Source organism: Paracoccus pacificus (genome assembly GCF_042680785.1).
Lineage (GTDB): Bacteria > Pseudomonadota > Alphaproteobacteria > Rhodobacterales > Rhodobacteraceae > Paracoccus > Paracoccus pacificus.
Map to the genome: position 1 here is coordinate 1 of NZ_JBHUEN010000010.1, position 18,794 is coordinate 18,794.

Here is an 18,794-nt window from a genome sequence, read left to right on the forward strand (position 1 = left end):
CCTGATCAAAGGGAATCACGATCGACGCTTCTGCGGAAGCCAAAACGATTCAGGGTTTGGACGAAAAGCTTTAAGTAGCGTGAGCTATGCGATGGACGCATGCCTTACTATAAATTCGTGCTTAAACGCCGCTTTCAAAGCCTTCGATCGGGCCGGTTTTTTTGACGCGCTACATGAGGTCAGGTCAATTGAAAACTCCAACGACTGATGAGGCGGGGCAGAGCGCTATGCAGAATTTAGGCATGTTCGGAGAGCCTGCCTTCACGCCCGCTGCTGTCAAGGAATTGCCGCAGTTCTTCACTGGATATTGAGACCCCTCCGAGCTGCGATTGGTGCGGGCGCGTTAAATTGGGGCTTTGTCCTGTACATCTTAAATTCACCCGGCGCGAGGCCGCTCAGATGCAGCGAATGGCCGCAACGGCGGGCCGCACTGCAGCATCCTGTTCGACCGCGAAGGTCGGCAATGGGCCGATCTCGACTGCGCTCGTGAAGAGGTTGATGGCCGCTCAGCAGCCGCCTTGGGCCATGACCACGCAAGCTCATGCGACCCCGCGCGCCGGGCCGCCTTTGTGAAACAAAAGGCAAACCTTCCTGAAACGCCATACCATATCGGGAATATGGTCGGAGCGAGAGGATTCGAACCTCCGACCCCCTGCTCCCGAAGCAGGTGCGCTACCAGGCTGCGCTACGCTCCGACCGTGGGGGGCGAGGTAGCGCGGCGGGGGCGGGAATGCAAGGGGTATCGGGAACTTTCGGGAAGGCGCCGGGTTTCGGGTCATGTCCCTCAGCCATCGCATGATCCAGCGCGCGCCAAGGCCCGGGCTTCGGGGTCTGGTGGATCGGCTGTCCGCCTATCGCGCCGATGGCACGGGCAGCGCAAACAGCCGTCAGGCCGCGCGGCCGGTGCTGCCGCTGATCGTGAATTTCGGGCCGGGCTATGACATCGCGCTCGGGTCGGGCGCGGCCAGCCGGCACGAGGCGGGCTTCGTTGCCGGGCTGTTCGCCGGGCCGGTCAACATCCTGACGCCGGCCGGGGCGGAATCGGTGCAGGTCGATCTGACGCCGCTGGGTGCGGCCTGTTTCTGGGGCGGTGCGGGGGCCGATCTGGCAGGCCGCATGGCCGGGCTGGACGACATGATCGGGGCCGAGGGTGCGCGTCTGCGCGACCGGCTGGCCGCGACCGATGACTGGTGGCTCAGGCTGGATCTGGCCGAGGCCTTTGTCGCCGGTCGCCTGCGGCACCGACCCTCGGCAGCCGTTCTGCATGCCTGTCGGCGCATCACACGCGCTGGCGGCGATCTGAGGATCGGCGTATTGGCGGACGAGATCGGTTGGAGCCGGCGCCACCTTGCAAACCGCTTTCGCGCCGAGATCGGCACGACGCCGAAGTTGCTGGCCCGGCTGATCCGCTTTGACCGGGCGCAACGGCTGTCGCGGGGTGGCAGTTCCGGGGGCTGGGCCGACATTGCGGCGGCTTGCGGCTTTACCGATCAGGCGCATCTGGTGCGCGAATTCCGGGCGCTGGCCGGCGACAGCCCCGGTGCCTGGCATCACGCCAACCGGTCCGCGCAGGTCACAAAACCACAAGACGGCGGCCGTTAGCCGGTTCACCTTGGGCGTGTCACAACCGAAAGGGCACCGCCATGCAGGACGCACCGCGCCTTTACCCGATTCTCCGCTTTGCCGATCCGGACGCCATGATCGGCTGGCTGACCAGCGCGCTGGGTTTTTCCACCCGCGCGATCTATCGCGACGAGGCCGGAGGCGTCCGGCATGCCGAGCTGATGCTTGGCCCCTCGATCCTGATGGTCGGCACGGCACAGGATGGCACGGTCGGAAACGGCCTGCCGCCCTATGTCGCCGTCGACGATGCCGACGCGCTTCATGGCCGGCTGGCCGCCGCCGGCACCGTCATCGTCGATCCGCTGAAGGATACCGATTACGGCAGCCGCGATTTCTCGTGCCGCGACCCCGAGGGGAACCTGTGGTATTTCGGGACCTATCGCCCGTCACCCTCGGACACGGCGGGGACCTGACCGCGACGGCGCGGATGCAGCAGGCGTTGCAGCAGCGACGGCTTTGGGCTGACTGCGGTTTCGGCGCTCATCCGGGTCTCGGACACCGGGCGGGTCGCCGATCTGCCGGTGCTTTCGCGCCAGACGATATAAAGCCCCGAGGCGATGATCACCGACGCGCCGACGATCGTATTCAGGTCCAGCGATTCGTTGAACAGCAGCCAGCCGAAGATCGCGGCCCAGATGATCTGGGAATATTGCATCGGCGCGACCACCGATGCCTCGCCGTGGCGATAGGCGGCGATGAACAGGAAACCGGCGACCAGACTCAGCGTCGAAATTATCGCGGCCAGGCCCAGATCGCCCAGCGTCATGGGCGTATATCCAAGGGTCAGCATGCCGCCGGTTACCAGAAAATTGCCCAGCATCGGATAAAGCATCAAGACGACGGTGCGTTCGGACCCGCCCAGCTTGCGGGTGATGACCGCGTTGGTCGAACCCGCGATGGCACCCCCCAGCGCTGCCAGATGGGCCAGAACCAGTTGGGCCTGCCCCGGGCGCAGCACGATCAGCACCCCGACCAGACCGACGGCCACGGCCATCCAGCGGTGAACGCCGACCCGCTCGCCCAGTATCGGGATCGACAGCATCGTGATCAGCAAAGGCGTGGCGAACAGGATCGAATAGACCTGCGCCATCGGCAGATGCGAAAAAGCGTAGAACCCGCAAACCCCCGAGGTGATCATACAGATCACCCGGCCCGTCAGCCAGCCGGGCGCGCGCGGGCGCAGATCAATGCCCGACCCGGTCCTGACCAGCAAGACGGTCAGCAGCGGGAATGTGAAAAGCGCCGCGAAGAACAGCACCTGATAGGATGGATAGCGCGATCCCAACGCCTTGATGATCGCGTCATGCGTCGAATAAAGCGCCATCGAGGCAAGCGCGAACCCGGCGCCTTTGACGTTGGGACCAAGCTGCATTTGTCAGGCCAGCGTGTCGAGCGCCTTCACGATGTGATCGCCCATCTGGGCGGTGCTGACCGGGGTGCCGCCGTCCGGGCCCATCAGGTCGGCGGTGCGCACACCGTCGGCCAGAACCTTCTCGACCGCCTGTTCCAGCAGGTCGGCCTCGGCCCCGCGATCGAAGGAATAGCGCAGCGCCATGGCGAAGCTGAGGATGCAGGCGATCGGGTTCGCCTTGCCCTGACCGGCGATATCCGGGGCCGAGCCGTGGACGGGTTCATACAACGCCTTCGGGCTGCCGTTTTCCATCGGCGCGCCAAGGCTGGCCGAGGGCAGCATGCCAAGGCTGCCGGTCAGCATGGCGGCGGCGTCGGACAGGATGTCGCCGAACAGGTTGTCGGTGACGATGACATCGAACTGCGACGGGCGCCGGACCAGCTGCATCGCGCCGTTGTCGGCGTACATGTGGCTAAGCTCGACCTCGGGGTATTCGTTGTCGTGGACCCATTGCACTTCCTCGCGCCACAGGATGCCGGATTCCATGACATTGGCCTTTTCCATCGAGCACAGCCGGTTGTTGCGCTTTTTGGCCAGCTCGAACGCCGCGCGGGCGACGCGGCGGATCTCTCCGCTGGTGTAACGCTGGGTGTTCACGCCGACGCGGCCGCCTTCGTTCTGCGGGTTGTTGTCGTCGGAATGGATGCCGCGCGGCTCGCCGAAATAGACGCCCGAGGTCAGTTCGCGCACGATCAGGATGTCGAGGCCGGCCACAACCTCGCGCTTCAGCGACGAGAAATCCGCCAGCGCGTCGAAGCATTGGGCGGGGCGCAGGTTGGCGAACAGGTCCATTTCCTTGCGCAGACGCAGCAGGCCGCGCTCGGGCTTCAGGCTGAAATCGAGGTTGTCGTATTGCGGGCCGCCGACCGCACCCAGCAGGACCGCATCCGCCGCCTGCGCCTTGGCCATGGTCGCGTCGGTCAGGGGCGTGCCATGCGCGTCATAGGCGCAGCCGCCCACCAGATCCTCGGAGACGTCGAAGGCCATGCCCCGGTTCGCCTCGAACCAGCCGATGACCTTGCGGACCTCGGCCATGACCTCGGGGCCGATGCCGTCGCCGGGCAGGATGAGCAGTGAGTAGGGGGCTGACATGGATGAAGTCCTTATTCCTGAAGGGTTGGCTTTGGGTAATCCCCGCTTTCCGCAGGGTCAAGGCAGGTTCAGATCGACCCAGACCAGCCGGTGGCGCGAGGCCGCCGTGACCACCGGGGCGAGGGGGTCGGGGGGCGCCGGCCACAGCACGCCGGCGTCCTTTATGCGCAATGTGCTGGCGGGCAAAACATAATCGACCCGCAGGTTTCCGGGTCCGTCGGCGTCGGGCCAATCGGCGGTGTCCAGCGACGGGTCACCCTTTTGGCCCGGGTTTTCCGCGCCCGCCGCGCGGCCGCCGGGGCTGGCCGGTTTCGGGTCCTGCACGCGCGGGTCATTCAGGACCGACTGGATGCCATCCGGCCGGCCTTCACCATCGACCGGGTCCAGATTGGCATCGCCGAGGATCACGAAGGGTGCGCCTTTCAGCCGGTCCAGATAGGACAGCCAGAACCTGCTTTCGTCGGCATTGCGGCGGCCGTTCCGGTCCTCGGGGCCGTCAAAGACCGGGGGCGTGGCGGCATAGGCCAACAGATGCAGCGCCGTGCCGCCGGGCAGGTTCACCGGCACATCCCAATGCGCGGTCGTGGACAGGCGCTGAATCTCGGCGGCGGCGGTCGAAAGCCCGGCGCCGTTCATGCTGTTCCCGGGAACATCGCGCCAGAGCGTATCAGACATGTCGGTGACGGTTCCCAGCGGCAGGCGGGACAGGATCGCCATCCCCCCCTGGCCGCTGAAAAAGCCAAAGCCCTGCGCGTCCTCGGGCGTGACGACCCGGCCGTCGCCATCCATGTCGACCTCCGTCGCCATGCCGGTATTGGGGCGCCCGGCATAGCGGTAGGGATAGGGCGCGCCCGCCTGCTCCAGCCGATCGGCCAGCGCGCGCAGCGCCAGTCCGTCGTAATCCCAGTCGATGCCGGTCAGCAGCAATACATCGGCGCGGGATGCGGCGATGACCTGAACCACGGCGGCGATCTGCGGGTCCTTGGCCTCTTGCAGATCGGACAGCAAAAGCCCCGGACCCTTGCGGGTCAGGTCGGGGCTGAACGTGGCGATCCGAATGCTGTCGGCCATCGCAGGCGCCGCCAGCAAAAGCGACAGCGCCAGCGCGCGAAACATCAGACCCAGGGCTGCGATTGCGCCATCCGGGACTCATAGGCGTCGATCTTCGAGGATTTCTCCATCGTCTGACCGATATCGTCCAGGCCGTTCAGGAGGCAGTGTTTCTTGAACGGGTCGATGTCGAAATGATAGGTCTCGCCGCCCGAGCCGGTGACCGTCTGGCTTTCCAGATCAATGGTGATGCGGGCGTTGGCGCCGTTGCGGGCGTCCTCCATCAGCGCGTTCACCGCGTCCTCGGGCAAGACCACCGGCAGGATGCCGTTCTTGAAGCAGTTGTTATAGAAAATATCGGCGAAACTGGTCGAGATGACCGAGCGGATGCCGAAATCCAGAAGCGCCCAGGGGGCGTGCTCGCGCGACGAGCCGCAGCCGAAATTGTCGCCGGCGACGATGATCTCGGCCTGACGGTAAGCCGGCTGATTCAGCACGAAATCAGGCACTTCCGAGCCATCCTGATTAAACCGCATCTCATCGAACAGGTTTTTGCCCAATCCGGTGCGATGGATGGTTTTCAGGAATTGCTTGGGGATGATCATGTCGGTGTCGATATTGACCAGCGGCATCGGTGCCGCGACGCCGGTCACTGTGGTGAATTTGTCCATGATCGCGTTCCCTTAAACCGTTTCGCCCATGACTTCGCGGACATCAGTCAGATGCCCGGCGATGCCCGCCGCCGCCGCCATGACCGGCGACATCAGATGGGTGCGTCCCTTGTAGCCCATCCGCCCCTCGAAATTGCGGTTCGAGGTCGCGGCGCAGCGCTCGCCCGGCGCAAGCTGGTCGGGGTTCATCCCCAGACACATCGAGCAGCCGGCAAGGCGCCATTCAAAGCCCGCATCGGTGAAAATCTTGTCCAGACCCTCTTCCTCGGCCTGGGCGCGCACAAGGCCGGAACCGGGCACGACCATGCCGCGCACCCCGTCGGCCAGATGCTTGCCCTTGACGATCCCGGCGGCGGCGCGCAGATCCTCGATCCGGCCATTGGTGCAGGAGCCGATGAACACCGCGTCGATCGCGATCTCGTTCAGCGGCGTGCCGGGCTTCAGACCCATATAGTCAAGGCTGCGGCGCGCGGCCTCGACCTTGCCGCCCTCGAAATCCTCGGGCGCCGGCACGCGGTCGGTGATCGGCAGCACGTCTTCGGGGCTGGTGCCCCAGGTGACGACCGGGGCGATGTCCTCGCCGCGGATGGTCACAACCTTGTCCCAATGCGCGTCATCGTCGGTGTAAAGCGTCTTCCACCAAGCCAAGGCGGCTTCCCACGCCGCGCCTTTCGGCGCGTGCGGACGGCCTTTGACGTACTCAAACGTTTTTTCGTCGGGCGCGATCAGCCCGGCGCGGGCGCCGCCCTCGATCGCCATGTTGCAGACCGTCATGCGGCCTTCCATGGACAGATCGCGGATCGCCTCGCCGCAATATTCAATGACATGGCCGGTGCCCCCAGCGGTGCCGGTCTTGCCGATCACCGCAAGGGTGATGTCCTTGGCGGTCACACCCGGGCGCAGCTTGCCGGTGATTTCCACCTTCATGTTCTTCGATTTCTTCTGGATCAGCGTCTGGGTGGCCAGCACGTGTTCGACCTCTGAGGTGCCGATGCCATGCGCCAGCGCCCCAAAGGCGCCATGCGTCGCGGTGTGGCTGTCGCCGCAGACCACGGTCATGCCGGGCAGGGTCCAGCCCTGTTCGGGGCCGACGATGTGGACGATGCCCTGACGGATGTCGGTCACCGGGTAATAGGTCAGCTCGAATTCGCGGGCGTTCTTGTCCAGCTCTTCGACCTGAATGCGCGATTCCTCGTTGTCGATATGGGTTTCGCGCCCGGCTGTGGTCGGAACGTTATGATCCGGCACGGCGATGGTCTGGTCCGGGCGGCGGACCTTGCGGCCGGTCATGCGCAGACCTTCGAACGCCTGCGGGCTGGTCACCTCATGCACCAGATGCCGGTCGATATAAAGCAGGCAGGTGCCGTCCTCGGAACGGTCGACCACATGGGCGTCGAATATCTTGTCGTAAAGCGTGCGGGGCGCGCCCGCATTGGTGTTGCCGGTCATGGCTTGTCTCTCGCTGTGAAGGGCTGGATGTGAACGTCTGGCGGGCATGGCGCGCAACGCGGCGCGCGTGCCGTCACAGTCGTGCAGTCACGGAAAGGCTTTCGCCATAAAAGCGCCCCGGCAGGCGGGCGCGGTCGTGAATGTCGAAAAAGCGCATCATGGGTCGGAGTAATAGTACCCAACCCCCCTTGTGGCAAGGGGGAGAGCAGAGTCTAATCCCAGACGAGGAGGGAACGGATGGGCGGCATCGACCCCGGCATATTCAGCGCGGCCGAAGGATTGTGGAGACAGGTTCTGACCTTTCTGCAATCCATGCTTCTGCCATGGCGACTCGCGCAGTTGGGGATCATCGTCGGGCTGTTTCTGATCGCGCATGTGTTCGCGCGCTTCGCCTCGCACCGGCTGACGCATTGGCTGCGCGGGCGCGAGGGATGGCCGAAATGGCGCCTGCGCCTTGGCATCCTGATCGAGCAGCGGATGCGGATCATCCTGTTCGCGGTGCTGGCATGGGCGGTGGTGCTGGTGATGCGGCAGGCGACCTGGCCATCGCGCAGCCAGATCGTGGCGCTGGCCGCGATGATTTCGACGGCATGGGTGCTGATCGGTCTGACCACCCGGCTGATCGGCAACCGGTTCGTGCGCCGGATCGTGACATGGACGGCATGGATCTGGGCGACGCTGTATTTCCTTGGGTTCCTTGATCCGGCCTCGCGGTTTCTGGACAGCGTGGCGATAACCTTCGGCGCGTTCCGGCTGTCGGCGCTGACCGTGCTGAAGGCGCTGGCGGTCACCACGCTGCTGTTCGCCGGCGCGCGCTTTCTGTCGGCGCTGGTGACCGGGCGGCTGGCGCAGAACGAGGATATCTCGCCCAGCATGCGGGTGCTGACCGCAAAGCTGGTGCAGGTGGTGCTGTTCACCATGGCGCTGGTGGTCGGGCTGAAGGCGGTCGGCTTCGACCTGACCGGGCTTGCGGTGTTTTCCGGCGCGGTCGGCGTCGGCCTTGGCTTCGGTCTGCAAAAGGTCGTGTCGAACCTCGTGTCGGGGGTGATCATCCTGCTGGACAAGTCGATCAAGCCCGGCGACGTGATCAGCCTTGGTGATACCTTCGGCTGGATCGACAGCCTTGGCGCCCGCTATGTCAGCGTCGTCACCCGTGACGGCAAGGAATACCTGATCCCGAACGAGGATCTGGTGACCGGGCAGGTGGTCAACTGGAGCCATACCAACGAATTCGTGCGGCTGGACCTGAAGTTCGGCGCCTCATACGCCGATGACCCGCATGAGGTCAGCAAGGTCGCGATCAATGCCGCCGTGACCGTCAAGCGGGTGCTGGCGCATCGCAAGCCGGTCTGCTGGGTGATCGGGTTCGGTGACAGCTCGGTCGATTACGTGCTGCGCTTCTGGATCAAGGATGCCGAGGCCGGGCTGACCAATGTGCGCGGTCAGGTCTATCTGGCGCTGTGGGATGCGTTCAAGGAAAACGGCTTCTCGATACCCTTCCCGCAACGCGAAATCCGGGTGCTGAACCCATCGCTGGCGATCGCGCCGGCGACCGCGCCCACGGCCGGGACGGCGGTTGAGGCGGCGGACGCCTCAAAATTCAGGATGCCCAAGGACGATCCGCCGCAGGATCGCGACGACGCCTGACGCCGGCCGGATGCTGCCTGTCGGGCCACTAGGGGCAACAATTTCCACCACCACGCATTGAGAATTGCGCTTTTCATGCTATCTTTAGGGTATCCCCGGCGCCGGGGGTTTTGCGGCGCGCGACATAAAGGATGAACCCCTGTCAACCTCCCCTATGCCGGATCTGAATCCGGCAGGAACCGCCGCGGCCGCGCCGCTGAACGCCGATTTCACCAGCGATCAGCTTCTGGACCGCATCCTTGCATCGCTGGAAGACGACAAGGCCGAGGATATCGTAACGATAGATCTCCGCGGTCGGTCAGCCATGGCAGATTACATGGTGATCTGTTCGGGCCGCTCCAGCCGTCAGGTCGCCGCCATCGCCGAAAAGCTGGTGCAGCGACTGAAAGACCAGACCGGCCGCACCGCCCGGGTCGAGGGTAAGGACACCGGCGACTGGGTGTTGATCGACACCGATGATGTCGTCGTCCACGTCTTCCGGCCAGAGGTGCGCGAGTTCTATCAGCTGGAAAAGATGTGGATGCCGCCGGAAAGTCTGGCCGGTCTCCGGTCTCCGGTTCAGGATCCGGCCCGGGTCTGATCCGGGCGGGATCTGCGCCGAATGCGCATCGTCGTTATCGCGGTGGGCCGTTTGCGGGCCGGCCCCGAGCAGGTTTTGGTTGACGATTATCTGGATCGCTTCGCCAAGACCGGCCGCGCGCTTGGCTTGCCTGCGGCGCAGGTGATCGAGGTTGACGACCGCAAGGGCGGCGGCATGGCGGCCGAGGCGGTGCTGATCGGCCGCGCCATCCCGGACGGCGCCGCGATCGTCGTGCTGGACGAACGCGGCACGCAACCGACCTCGCCCGAGTTTGCCGGGCGACTGGCCGGCTGGCGCGATCAGGCCCGCGATGTGGCGCTGATCATCGGCGGCGCGGACGGGATCGCGCCCGAATTGCGCGCCCGCGCCGATCTGGCGATCAGCCTTGGCCGCATGGTCTGGCCGCATATGCTGGTCCGGGTCATGCTGGCCGAGCAGCTTTATCGTGCCGCGACGATCCTGTCCGGCAGCCCGTACCACCGGGAATGAGCTTGATAACCGTCCATCATCTGAACGACTCGCGGTCGCAGCGCGTCCTGTGGGCGCTGGAGGAAATGGGCCGCGATTACGAGATCATCCGCTATCAGCGCGATCCCCGGACCATGCTGGCACCGCCCGCTTTGCGCGCCATTCACCCTTTGGGCAAGTCTCCGGTGATCGAGGACGGTGCCGAGGTCGTCGCCGAAACCGGCGCGATCCTTGAATATCTGACCGAAGGGGCGCCCTCTGACCTGCGTCCCGACCGCGCCACCGGCGTGGGGCGACGGGTGACCTATTGGCTGCATTACGCCGAAGGCTCGGCCATGACGCCGCTTTTGCTGCGGCTGATCTTCGATCAGATGCCGGTCAAATCGCCCGCCCTGTTCCGGCCGGTCGCACGCGGCATCGCGGGGCGGATGAACGATCTGCTGATCCAGCCGCAGTTGGAGACCCATATCGGTTATTGGGAGGATGATCTGTCCGAGGGGCATTTCGCCGGCCCGGATTTCACCATCGCCGACATCGTGATGAGCTTCCCGGTCGAGATGGCGGCCCTGCGCGTTGGCCTTGGCGACAAACCCGCCCTGCATGACTGGCTGGCCCGGATGCACGCCCGGCCGGCCTATCAGCGCGCGCTGGAGCGCGGCGGGCCATACAGCGGCGGGGCGGCGACGTGACCGCCCGCGCGCCGGTTTGTTCCGCTGATCAGATGCTGATCAGATTCCGACGTCGATGATCGCCTGCGCCAGAACCGGCACGGTGTTCTTGTTCAGCCCGGCGATGTTCAGGCGCGAATCCCCGACCAGATAGATGCCGTAATCCCGTTTCAGCGTCTCGACCTGTTCCGGCGTGGCGCCAAGCCGCGAGAACATGCCGCGATGCGCCGCCAGAAACCCGAAACGGTCCGAGCCGGAGCGTTCGCGCAACTCGCGCACCAACTGCTCGCGCAGGTCGAGCATGCCGGTGCGGACCTCCTCAAGCTCGGTTTCCCAGTCCCGCCGCAATTCGGGGTCCGTCAGGATCGTGGTGACGATCCGGGCGCCATGGTCGGGCGGAAAGGAAAACGTCTGGCGGTTCAGATGCGCCATCGCCCCCTGCGCCAGATCGCGGGTCGCGCTGTCGGGACAGATCGCCAGCAGGATGCCGGTCCGCTCGCGGTAGATGCCGAAATTCTTGGAACAGCTTGCCGCGATCAGCACCTCGGGCAGGCGCGATGCGATCAGCCGGGTGCCGGCGGCATCCGCGTCAAGCCCGTCGCCGAAACCCTGATAGGCAAGGTCGATCAGGGGGGTGGCGCCGGTTTCCGCAAGCAGCGCGGCAACCTCGTCCCATTGCGCGATATTCAGGTTCGCGCCGGTCGGGTTGTGGCAGCAGCCGTGCAGCAACACCAGATCGCCCGGTTTTGCGCCGCGCAGATCCTCGATCATGCCGTCGAAATTCACCCCGCGCGTCTCGGCATCGAAATAACGGTAGGTCAGCGTCTCGACGCCCAGATAGTTCAGGATCGAGACATGGTTCGGCCAGGTCGGATCACTGACCCAGACCCGCAGCGCGGGGTTCGCCATCCGCGCCAGGTCGATCCCCACCCGCAGCGCGCCGGTGCCCCCGACCGAGGCGACGGTGGCCAGCCGGTCCACCGGCAGATCATCGCCAAGGATCAGCCGCGCCATCGCTTCGCGATAGGCCGGCTCTCCGGGCAGGGCGGTGTAGGTCTTGGTGGTCTCTTCGCGCAGGATGCGTTCCTCGGCCTTCCTGACCGCCCGCATGACCGGGGTCAGCCCGGTTTCGTCCTTATAGACACCGACGCCAAGGTCGATCTTTTCCGCACGCGGATCGGCGCGGAACTCGGCCATCAGGGCAAGGATCTTGTCGGGGGATTGCGGTTGCAGGTTGGACAGCATCAGGCCTCTCCGGTTTCGATTTTCAGATCGCCGAACATGCCCCATTCGGCCCACGACCCGTCGTAAAGCGAATGATGCCGGTGCCCGGCGCGCTCCAGCGCAAGCGACAGCACGGCAGCGGTCACGCCCGAGCCGCAGGTGGTGATGACCGGCTTCGACAGATCGACGCCGGCGTCCTGAAACAGCGCCCGGATCTCGTCGGGTGATTTCATCGTACCGTCGGCGTTCAGCACCTTCTTGAAGGGCAGGTTGCGGGCGCCGGGGATATGGCCCGTTCGCAGGCCCGGCCGCGGCTCGGGCGCATCACCGCGGAAACGTTCCGCCCCGCGGGCGTCGACGATCGCATGATCCCCCAGTTTCGAGGCGCGGGCGACCTGCGTCACATCCTTGACCAGACCGGCCTGACGCTGAACGGTGATGTGGCGGTCGCGCAGGATCGGGGGCATGTCCTCGACCGCGCGTCCCTCGGCCAGCCATTTGCCAAGACCGCCGTCCAGCACCGCCACATCGCTTTTGCCCATCAGCCGGAACAGCCACCACACCCGTGCGGCGCTGCGCACGTCCGAATTGTCATAGATCACCACCTGATGGCCGTCGCCGACGCCCATGGCGCGCATCCGGCTGACGAACATCTCGGGCTGTGGTGCCATATGGGGCAGCGCGCTGCGGTGGTCGCTGATCTCGTCCAGATCAAAGAAGCGCGCGCCGGGAATATGCGCGGTCTCATATTCTTGTCGTGCATCGCGCGCCGGATCCAGATGCCAGGTTGCGTCCAGAATGCGCAGGTCGGGGTCGTTCAGATGGGCGGCAAGCCAATCGGTCGACACCAGCGTCTTGGGATCGTCGGTCATCGGATATTCCCCATGTCGGATCGCCCCGGTGTAACCGTCCCCTCCCATCGCCGCAATAACCCGCCGGGCCTTGGCGCACCGGCCGCGGCATAAAAACGGGGCGCGCCGGCGATCTGGCGCGCCCCGTCATCTGATCGGCCTGTCCCGGAACGTGGTCGGAACGGCGCCGGACCAGAGATTTATGGGTTCAGGCCTTGTTCATCGCGTTCTTGATGACACCGATAACGGCCATCAATATGCCGCCGCCCGCGCCGCCGCCCAGAACGTTCGAGATGACGGTGTTCAGGTCCACACCCGTCGCCTGAACCGAGGCTGCGGTGCCGCCGGCGCCCAGTGCGGCGAGTATCCACTGGCCGATGCCACCGCCCAAGGCCCCCGCGACCGAGTTTCCCGCGGTGCCGAGGCTGATGGATTTGGCGATCGCACCCACGATGTTGCCCCCGATCGCACCAGAAACAAGGCTGATGATAAGCGGAAGATAGTCCATTTCATCCCTCCCAGGATTTGGATGGACCTATCATATCAAATTAAGGTGAGTTTTGCGGCAAATCGTCCGTATAACAACGCCTTGCGCCCGCGATGTGGCGGAAAAGACTCAGCCCTGCTTCAACAGCCGCTGTTTCTGGCGGCCCCAATCGCGCTTGGCCTCGGTTTCGCGTTTGTCGTGGTTCTTTTTGCCCTTGGCGATGCCCAGCTTCAGCTTCACCCGGCCGCGATCGTTGAAATACATCACCATCGGCACCAGCGTCATGCCCTCGCGCCCGATCGCCTGCCACAGCCGCGCCAATTCCTTGCGCGACACCAAGAGCTTGCGGCGGCGGCGTTCCTCGTGCCCGAAGACGCCGGCCTGCATATAGGCGGCGATGTAGCTGTTGATCAGCCACAGCTCTCCGTCCTCGACGCTGGCATAGCTTTCGGCGATGTTCGACTGGCCGGTGCGCAGGCTTTTCACCTCGGACCCGGTCAGCACGATGCCGACCTCCAGATCGTCCTCGATATAGTAATCGAAGCGCGCCCTGCGGTTTTCGGCGATGGTCTTGCTGTTGGGGTCTGATTTCTGGGCCATGGTCCGGTTCAGATAGTCAGCGGGGCGGGGCGTGTAAAGCCACCTCGCCTTGCGGTCGCCTCACGGATCGCTAAGGTCTGCGCGGAACAGCAGGGGGCAAGAATGGCAAAGAATTCGCGGCATGGTGGCCAGATACTGGTGGACGCGCTGAAGGCGAATGGCGTCACGCGGGTGTTTTCCGTCCCCGGCGAGTCATTTCTGGCCGCGCTGGACGGGCTTTATGAATCGGGCATCGAGAATGTCGTCTGCCGGCAAGAGGGTGGGGCCTCGATGATGGCCGAGGCGGCGGCCAAGCTGACGGGCCGTCCGGGCATCGCCTTTGTCACCCGTGGCCCCGGCGCCAGCAACGCCAGTTCCGGCATTCACGTCGCGATGCAGGATTCGACCCCGATGATCCTGTTCATCGGCCAGATTTCCCGGTCGGACCGCGACCGCGAGGCCTTTCAGGAGGTTGATTACCGCGCCATGTTCGGCCCGCTGGCGAAATGGGTGGCCGAGATCGACCAGACCGAACGCATTCCCGAATACCTTTCGCGCGCCTTCCAGATCGCCATGTCGGGGCGTCCTGGGCCGGTGGTTCTGGCCCTGCCCGAGGATATGCTTTCGGCCCGGGTCGATACGCCGGACATCCCCCCGGCACCGCCGCGGGTGCTGGCCGTGGCGGCGGATGCGGTGACGGCGGTGACCGAGGCGCTGGCGCAGGCCAAACGGCCCTTGGTCGTTGCCGGGGGCGGGGTCTGGAACCAGAAGGCGGCGGATGATCTGGCGGCTTTCGCCGCCGCGTGGAACCTGCCCGTCGCGGTCTCGTTCCGGCGGCAGTCCTATATGGACAACCGCCTGCCGCATTATGTCGGTGATCTGGGCGTCGGGATGAACCCCGCACTGGGCGCGGCGCTGGAAAAAGCCGATCTGGTCCTGTCGCTGGGCAGTCGTCTGGGGGATTCGGTCACCCGTGGGTATGAGCTGATGAACCCGGCGCGGCAGGACAAGCGCATCGCGCATGTCTATCCCGACCCGAATGAGCTGGGCCACCTGTGGCTGCCGGACCCCGGCATCGTCGCCGACGCGCCGGCGATGGTGGCGGCGCTGGCCGAAACCACGCCCCCCGTCGGCGCGTCGTGGGACGCTTGGACCACCGAATGCCGCACGGCCTATGAAAACTGGCGGAAACCCAAGGAAACACCCGGCGCCGTGAAGATGGAGAATGTGGTTCGCTGGTTGTCCGACAATCTTCCCGAAAACGCCATCATCACCAACGGCGCCGGCAACTATGCCGCGTTCCTGCACCGCTATTATCAGTGGAAACAGGCCGGCACCCAGCTTGCGCCGACCTCGGGGTCGATGGGATACGGGCTGCCGGCGGCGATCTCGGCCAAGATCGCGCATCCGGATCGGGTGGTGGTCTGCATGGCGGGGGACGGCTGTCTGCAAATGACCGTCAATGAGCTGTCGACCGCGCTGCAATATGGCGCCGGCGTGATCGTCATCGTGGCCAACAACGGCCAGTACGGCACCATCCGCATGCATCAGGAACGGCATTATCCCGGCCGCGTCTCGGGCACCGGGCTGGCCAGCCCCGATTTTGCGACGCTGGCCCGCGCCTATGGCGGCCACGGGGAAACCGTCACGGAGGATGGCGAATTCGCCGCCGCCTTCGCGCGTGCCCGGGCCGCAGGCACCCTCGCGGTGATCGAGCTGCGTCTGGACCCCGAGGCGCTGACCTCGGGCGCGACGCTGTCGCAGATCCGTGCGGCGGCCGAGGCTGCGGCGCCCTGACCGGGTGCAACACGGGGCCGTAACAAGGGGGCCCAAATACCGGGCCGCAACACCGGGGCCCACCGGAAGGCGTGCCTAGTTCGCGAACCCCGGCGCCAGCCGCAGCTCCCCGGTTTCAAAGCCGCGCCAGTTCTTCTGGGGATCGGTCAGATAGCGGCCGACCACCGGATCGCCGCTGTCCAGCACGCCAAGCCGGACCAGAAGCGCGGTGATTGCGGCCTCGGAGGCGCGGGTGCCGCCGTCAAGGATCTTCAGCGCGATGCCAAGGCCTTTTTCGGGCAGAATACCGACGAAAACCGCCTCGGCCCCGGTCTTGACCGCCGCCGCCCCCTTGGCCGCCCGCATGATTGCCGTGCAGGCGCGCCCCTCGCCCGCGACCAGTTCGGGATGGGCCATCATCGCCTGCGTCAACCGCGCCGCCGCCCGGCTGCGCGTATCGTCGCGCTGATCCGCCGTTGCGAAAAACGCCATCGCCCGCCCGAGCCCGGCCAGCGAGGTAGCGAAATTCGGCGCTGAACAGCCGTCGATGCCGAAACCGGGCGAGGTCTCGCCGGTGACCTCCTCAAAGGCCTGCCGCACGGCTTTCTGCACCGGATGGTCGACCTCGACATATTCGCTGCCGCCGCCAAGATGCTTGTTCAGCGTCAGAAAACCCGCGTGCTTGCCGGAACAGTTGTTATGAAGCTGACAGGGTTTGCTGTCGGTGCAGGTCAGGGCGCGGTTCGCCTCGCGGTCCTGCGGCATGTGGCTGCCGCAGCGCAGATCGGGTTCGGCCAGTCCAAGGTCGTCCAGCCACTGGCCGACACGTTGGGTGTGGATCGCGGCGCCGTTATGGCTGGCGCAGGCAAGGGCAAGCTGCTGGGTCGTCAGCCCGGCCGCATCGGCCGCACCGCTTTCGATCAGCGGCAGCGCCTGAAGCATCTTGCACGAGGACCGCGGATAGATGATCGCCTGCGGGTCGCCCCATGACTGAACGATCCCCTTCGCATCGCAGATCACCGCATGTCCCTGATGGACACCCTCGCGCAGGTCGCCCCGCCAAACCTCGATCAGATCAACAGCAGACATCCCGTTTCCTTTCAGATTCAACACCAGTTTAAGCGCAAATTTGTGCGATTTCTGATCTGGGGGGCTTTTTTCACGCCCAACAATTGCGTTACCCTGCGGCTGCGAGGTTGAAAAGGCCGCCGTCTTGATAAAAAAGTGCCCCCAAAGGCACGCGAACGCGCCGGGATTGCTGCGAGCATGCCGTGAACCCCCGGGGTGGCGATGGCGCCAGAGGCAGAATGGCAGGAGGCTGATCCATGAATAAATTGACGCTGCTGGGTGCAGGTGCGCTGTTTGCGGCGTTGCCGCTAGTGGCGGCCGCGCAGGTATCCACGAATGTGGTCGCCGTAGAAGGCGACTGGAGCGTGTTTGCCGGCGATAACCCGAAGGAATGCTGGGCTGTGTCGCAGCCGACGCAGACGGTTAACACCCGCGACGGCAAACCGACCGAGGTGCAGCGCGGCGACATCCGGCTGTATGTCGCCTATCGTCCCGGCTCGGGCGCCGAGGTTTCGTTCGGTGGCGGCTATCCCTTTGCGGCGGATTCCGCGGTCGAGGCGAATGTCGGCGGCCAGACCTTCAAGATGTTCACCGAGGGTGAGAACGCCTGGACGGGTTCGGCGGCCGAGGATGCGAAGCTGTTGAGCGCGATGCGCGCCGGCTCGACCATGGTGCTGACCGGGCGCTCCAGCCGTGGCACGGTCACCAAGGACACCTTTTCGCTGAAAGGGATAACCGCCGCGTCCAAACGGGCGGAAAGCCAGTGCAAATAGGCGCCAATCGGCACCGCAAGGCAAATCTGGCCGCATAACCCGGCCGGATCATGCAGATTGCCCCCGGATCGCACGTCCGGGGGCTTCTTTGGGTTTGGCTTTCCCGGCAAGCTCGCCTATATAGGCGCATTCGGTTCCCCTAAATCCAAAGCCACGCCATGACCGCCCCGATCACTCAGGATCTGCTGACCATTCCGCGCAAACTGCCCGAAGGCGGCGCGGTCAATATCGTCGGGCTGACGCGCGCGCAGTTGCGCGACGCGCTGATCGCCGCCGGCACGCCCGAAAAACAGGCCAAGATGCGGGTCGGGCAGATCTGGAAATGGGTCTATCACTGGGGTGTGCGCGATTTCATGGCGATGACCAATCTCGCCAAGGATTATCGCGCCCTTCTGGCCGAAAAATTCACCATCGCGCTGCCCGAGGTCGTGACCCGTCAGGTCAGCGCCGATGGCACGCGCAAATATCTGTTGCGCATCGCCGGCGGGCACGAGGTCGAGACGGTCTATATCCCCGAGGAAAATCGGGGCACGCTGTGCATCAGCAGCCAGGTCGGGTGCACGCTGACCTGTTCCTTCTGCCACACCGGCACCCAAAAGCTGGTGCGCAACCTGACCGCCGGCGAAATCGTCGGACAGGTCATGGTCGCCCGCGACGATCTTGGCGAATGGCCGGTGCCCGGACAGCCCAAGGATGAAACCCGGCTGGTCAGCAACGTCGTGCTGATGGGCATGGGTGAGCCGCTCTACAACTTTGAAAACGTCCGCGACGCCATGAAGGTGGTGATGGACGGCGAGGGTATCAGCCTGTCGCGCCGCCGCATCACCCTGTCGACCAGCGGCATCGTCCCCGAGATCGCCCGCACCGCCGAGGAAATCGGCTGCCTGCTGGCGGTCAGCTTTCACGCGACCACCGATGCGACCCGCGACAAGCTGGTGCCGGTCAACCGCAAATGGAACATCGCCACGCTTCTGGATGCGCTGCGCGATTATCCGCGCCTGTCGAACAGTGAACGGATCACCTTTGAATATGTGATGCTGGACGGGGTCAACGACAGTGACGAGGATGCCCGCCGGCTGGTCAAGCTGATCCGGGGCATTCCCGCCAAGATCAACCTGATTCCGTTCAACGAATGGCCGGGCGCGCCCTACAAGCGGTCGAGCTGGGAACGGATCGAATCCTTCGCCGACATCGTTCACAACGCCGGTTACGCCAGCCCCATCCGCAAGCCGCGCGGCGAGGATATCATGGCCGCCTGCGGTCAGTTGAAATCGGCGACCGAACGTGGCCGCCGCTCGGCCGCGCAAATCGCCGCCGAGGCTGCCAGCGCTTAAGGCAGATCGCCGACCGGCGTGCTTCCGGCATTCATCGCATGCG

General features: G+C 65.0%; 20 protein-coding genes and 1 tRNA gene. 10 read left to right on the forward strand and 11 right to left on the reverse strand.

Annotation, left to right across the window (positions count from 1 at the left end):
• Positions 1-208: hypothetical protein (locus ACFSCT_RS03715; RefSeq protein WP_379140185.1), on the forward strand; the 208-nt coding region annotated here is incomplete at its 5' end.
• A gap of 410 nt (positions 209-618) precedes the next feature.
• Here ACFSCT_RS03715 and ACFSCT_RS03720 read toward each other — a convergent pair.
• A tRNA-Pro gene (locus ACFSCT_RS03720) sits at positions 619-695 on the reverse strand.
• Positions 696-777: 82 nt separating this feature from the next.
• Between ACFSCT_RS03720 and ACFSCT_RS03725 the strand changes: the two genes are divergently transcribed.
• Positions 778-1,602, forward strand: coding sequence for a helix-turn-helix domain-containing protein (locus tag ACFSCT_RS03725; protein ID WP_379140188.1), 825 nt, complete (start codon positions 778-780; stop codon positions 1,600-1,602).
• Between the two features lie 41 nt (positions 1,603-1,643).
• Positions 1,644-2,036, forward strand: a complete 393-nt coding sequence (locus tag ACFSCT_RS03730) for a VOC family protein (RefSeq protein ID WP_379140190.1) — start codon at positions 1,644-1,646, stop codon at positions 2,034-2,036.
• On the opposite strand, the gene ACFSCT_RS03735 is transcribed toward ACFSCT_RS03730, so the two are convergent.
• Genes ACFSCT_RS03735 through leuC form a run of 5 tightly spaced genes read right to left on the reverse strand, consistent with a single transcriptional unit; the run spans position 2,000 to position 7,296 of the window.
• Positions 2,000-2,995, reverse strand: coding sequence for a DMT family transporter (locus tag ACFSCT_RS03735; RefSeq protein WP_379140192.1), 996 nt, complete (start codon positions 2,993-2,995; stop codon positions 2,000-2,002). The two genes, ACFSCT_RS03730 and ACFSCT_RS03735, sit on opposite strands and share 37 nt — an antisense overlap.
• Before the next feature lie 3 nt (positions 2,996-2,998).
• A complete protein-coding gene (gene leuB, locus ACFSCT_RS03740) occupies positions 2,999-4,126 on the reverse strand; it encodes a 3-isopropylmalate dehydrogenase (protein WP_379140193.1) in 1,128 nt (375 codons plus the stop codon).
• Between the two features lie 57 nt (positions 4,127-4,183).
• On the reverse strand, positions 4,184-5,242 hold the full coding sequence (locus tag ACFSCT_RS03745; RefSeq protein ID WP_379140194.1) for an endonuclease/exonuclease/phosphatase family protein: 1,059 nt from the start codon (positions 5,240-5,242) through the stop codon (positions 4,184-4,186).
• Positions 5,242-5,847 (reverse strand): 3-isopropylmalate dehydratase small subunit, encoded by a 606-nt coding sequence (leuD, locus tag ACFSCT_RS03750; protein WP_379140195.1) that lies wholly within the window; start codon positions 5,845-5,847, stop codon positions 5,242-5,244. Before leuD ends, ACFSCT_RS03745 begins: the two co-directional genes overlap by 1 nt.
• A 12-nt stretch (positions 5,848-5,859) precedes the next feature.
• Positions 5,860-7,296 carry a 3-isopropylmalate dehydratase large subunit gene (gene leuC / locus ACFSCT_RS03755; protein ID WP_379140196.1) on the reverse strand — a complete coding sequence of 479 codons (1,437 nt, stop codon included), beginning with the start codon at positions 7,294-7,296 and terminating at the stop codon, positions 5,860-5,862.
• A gap of 237 nt (positions 7,297-7,533) precedes the next feature.
• Between leuC and ACFSCT_RS03760 the strand changes: the two genes are divergently transcribed.
• The 4 genes from ACFSCT_RS03760 (at position 7,534) to ACFSCT_RS03775 (ending at position 10,680) form a co-directional block, all read left to right on the forward strand.
• Positions 7,534-8,943, forward strand: a complete 1,410-nt coding sequence (locus tag ACFSCT_RS03760) for a mechanosensitive ion channel family protein (RefSeq protein WP_379140197.1) — start codon at positions 7,534-7,536, stop codon at positions 8,941-8,943.
• Positions 8,944-9,097: 154 nt separating this feature from the next.
• On the forward strand, positions 9,098-9,523 hold the full coding sequence (gene rsfS, locus ACFSCT_RS03765) for a ribosome silencing factor (protein WP_379140198.1): 426 nt from the start codon (positions 9,098-9,100) through the stop codon (positions 9,521-9,523).
• 21 nt (positions 9,524-9,544) lie between these two features.
• The gene (gene rlmH, locus ACFSCT_RS03770; protein WP_379140200.1) at positions 9,545-10,012 is read left to right on the forward strand and encodes a 23S rRNA (pseudouridine(1915)-N(3))-methyltransferase RlmH; all 468 of its coding nucleotides are present in this window, start codon (positions 9,545-9,547) and stop codon (positions 10,010-10,012) included.
• Positions 10,009-10,680 (forward strand): glutathione S-transferase family protein, encoded by a 672-nt coding sequence (locus ACFSCT_RS03775; protein ID WP_379140201.1) that lies wholly within the window; start codon positions 10,009-10,011, stop codon positions 10,678-10,680. Before rlmH ends, ACFSCT_RS03775 begins: the two co-directional genes overlap by 4 nt.
• Before the next feature lie 39 nt (positions 10,681-10,719).
• Here the strand turns inward: ACFSCT_RS03775 and ACFSCT_RS03780 are convergent, their stop codons facing one another.
• The 4 genes from ACFSCT_RS03780 to smpB all read right to left on the reverse strand — a co-directional run bounded on the left by ACFSCT_RS03780 (position 10,720) and on the right by smpB (position 13,821).
• Positions 10,720-11,904, reverse strand: a complete 1,185-nt coding sequence (locus tag ACFSCT_RS03780; protein WP_379140203.1) for an amino acid aminotransferase — start codon at positions 11,902-11,904, stop codon at positions 10,720-10,722.
• Positions 11,904-12,755, reverse strand: a complete 852-nt coding sequence (sseA, locus tag ACFSCT_RS03785) for a 3-mercaptopyruvate sulfurtransferase (RefSeq protein WP_379140206.1) — start codon at positions 12,753-12,755, stop codon at positions 11,904-11,906. The genes ACFSCT_RS03780 and sseA overlap by 1 nt, the downstream gene beginning before the upstream one ends.
• A 187-nt stretch (positions 12,756-12,942) precedes the next feature.
• Positions 12,943-13,242 (reverse strand): hypothetical protein, encoded by a 300-nt coding sequence (locus tag ACFSCT_RS03790; protein ID WP_379140209.1) that lies wholly within the window; start codon positions 13,240-13,242, stop codon positions 12,943-12,945.
• A 108-nt stretch (positions 13,243-13,350) separates the two neighbouring features.
• Entirely contained in the window at positions 13,351-13,821 is a 471-nt protein-coding gene (smpB, locus tag ACFSCT_RS03795; RefSeq protein WP_379140210.1) for an SsrA-binding protein SmpB, read from the reverse strand.
• A 102-nt stretch (positions 13,822-13,923) separates the two neighbouring features.
• Here smpB and ACFSCT_RS03800 point away from each other — a divergent pair, with 102 nt between their 5' ends.
• Positions 13,924-15,597: a thiamine pyrophosphate-binding protein gene (locus ACFSCT_RS03800; protein ID WP_379140212.1), complete on the forward strand. Its 1,674-nt coding sequence runs from the start codon at positions 13,924-13,926 to the stop codon at positions 15,595-15,597.
• 75 nt (positions 15,598-15,672) lie between these two features.
• Here ACFSCT_RS03800 and ACFSCT_RS03805 read toward each other — a convergent pair whose 3' ends face one another.
• The gene (locus ACFSCT_RS03805) at positions 15,673-16,665 is read right to left on the reverse strand and encodes an asparaginase (protein WP_379140213.1); all 993 of its coding nucleotides are present in this window, start codon (positions 16,663-16,665) and stop codon (positions 15,673-15,675) included.
• A 236-nt stretch (positions 16,666-16,901) separates the two neighbouring features.
• Here ACFSCT_RS03805 and ACFSCT_RS03810 point away from each other — a divergent pair, with 236 nt between their 5' ends.
• Positions 16,902-17,417 (forward strand): invasion associated locus B family protein, encoded by a 516-nt coding sequence (locus tag ACFSCT_RS03810; protein ID WP_379140215.1) that lies wholly within the window; start codon positions 16,902-16,904, stop codon positions 17,415-17,417.
• Between the two features lie 158 nt (positions 17,418-17,575).
• The gene (gene rlmN, locus ACFSCT_RS03815; RefSeq protein WP_379140217.1) at positions 17,576-18,751 is read left to right on the forward strand and encodes a dual-specificity RNA methyltransferase RlmN; all 1,176 of its coding nucleotides are present in this window, start codon (positions 17,576-17,578) and stop codon (positions 18,749-18,751) included.
• The last annotated feature ends 43 nt before the right edge of the window (positions 18,752-18,794 follow it).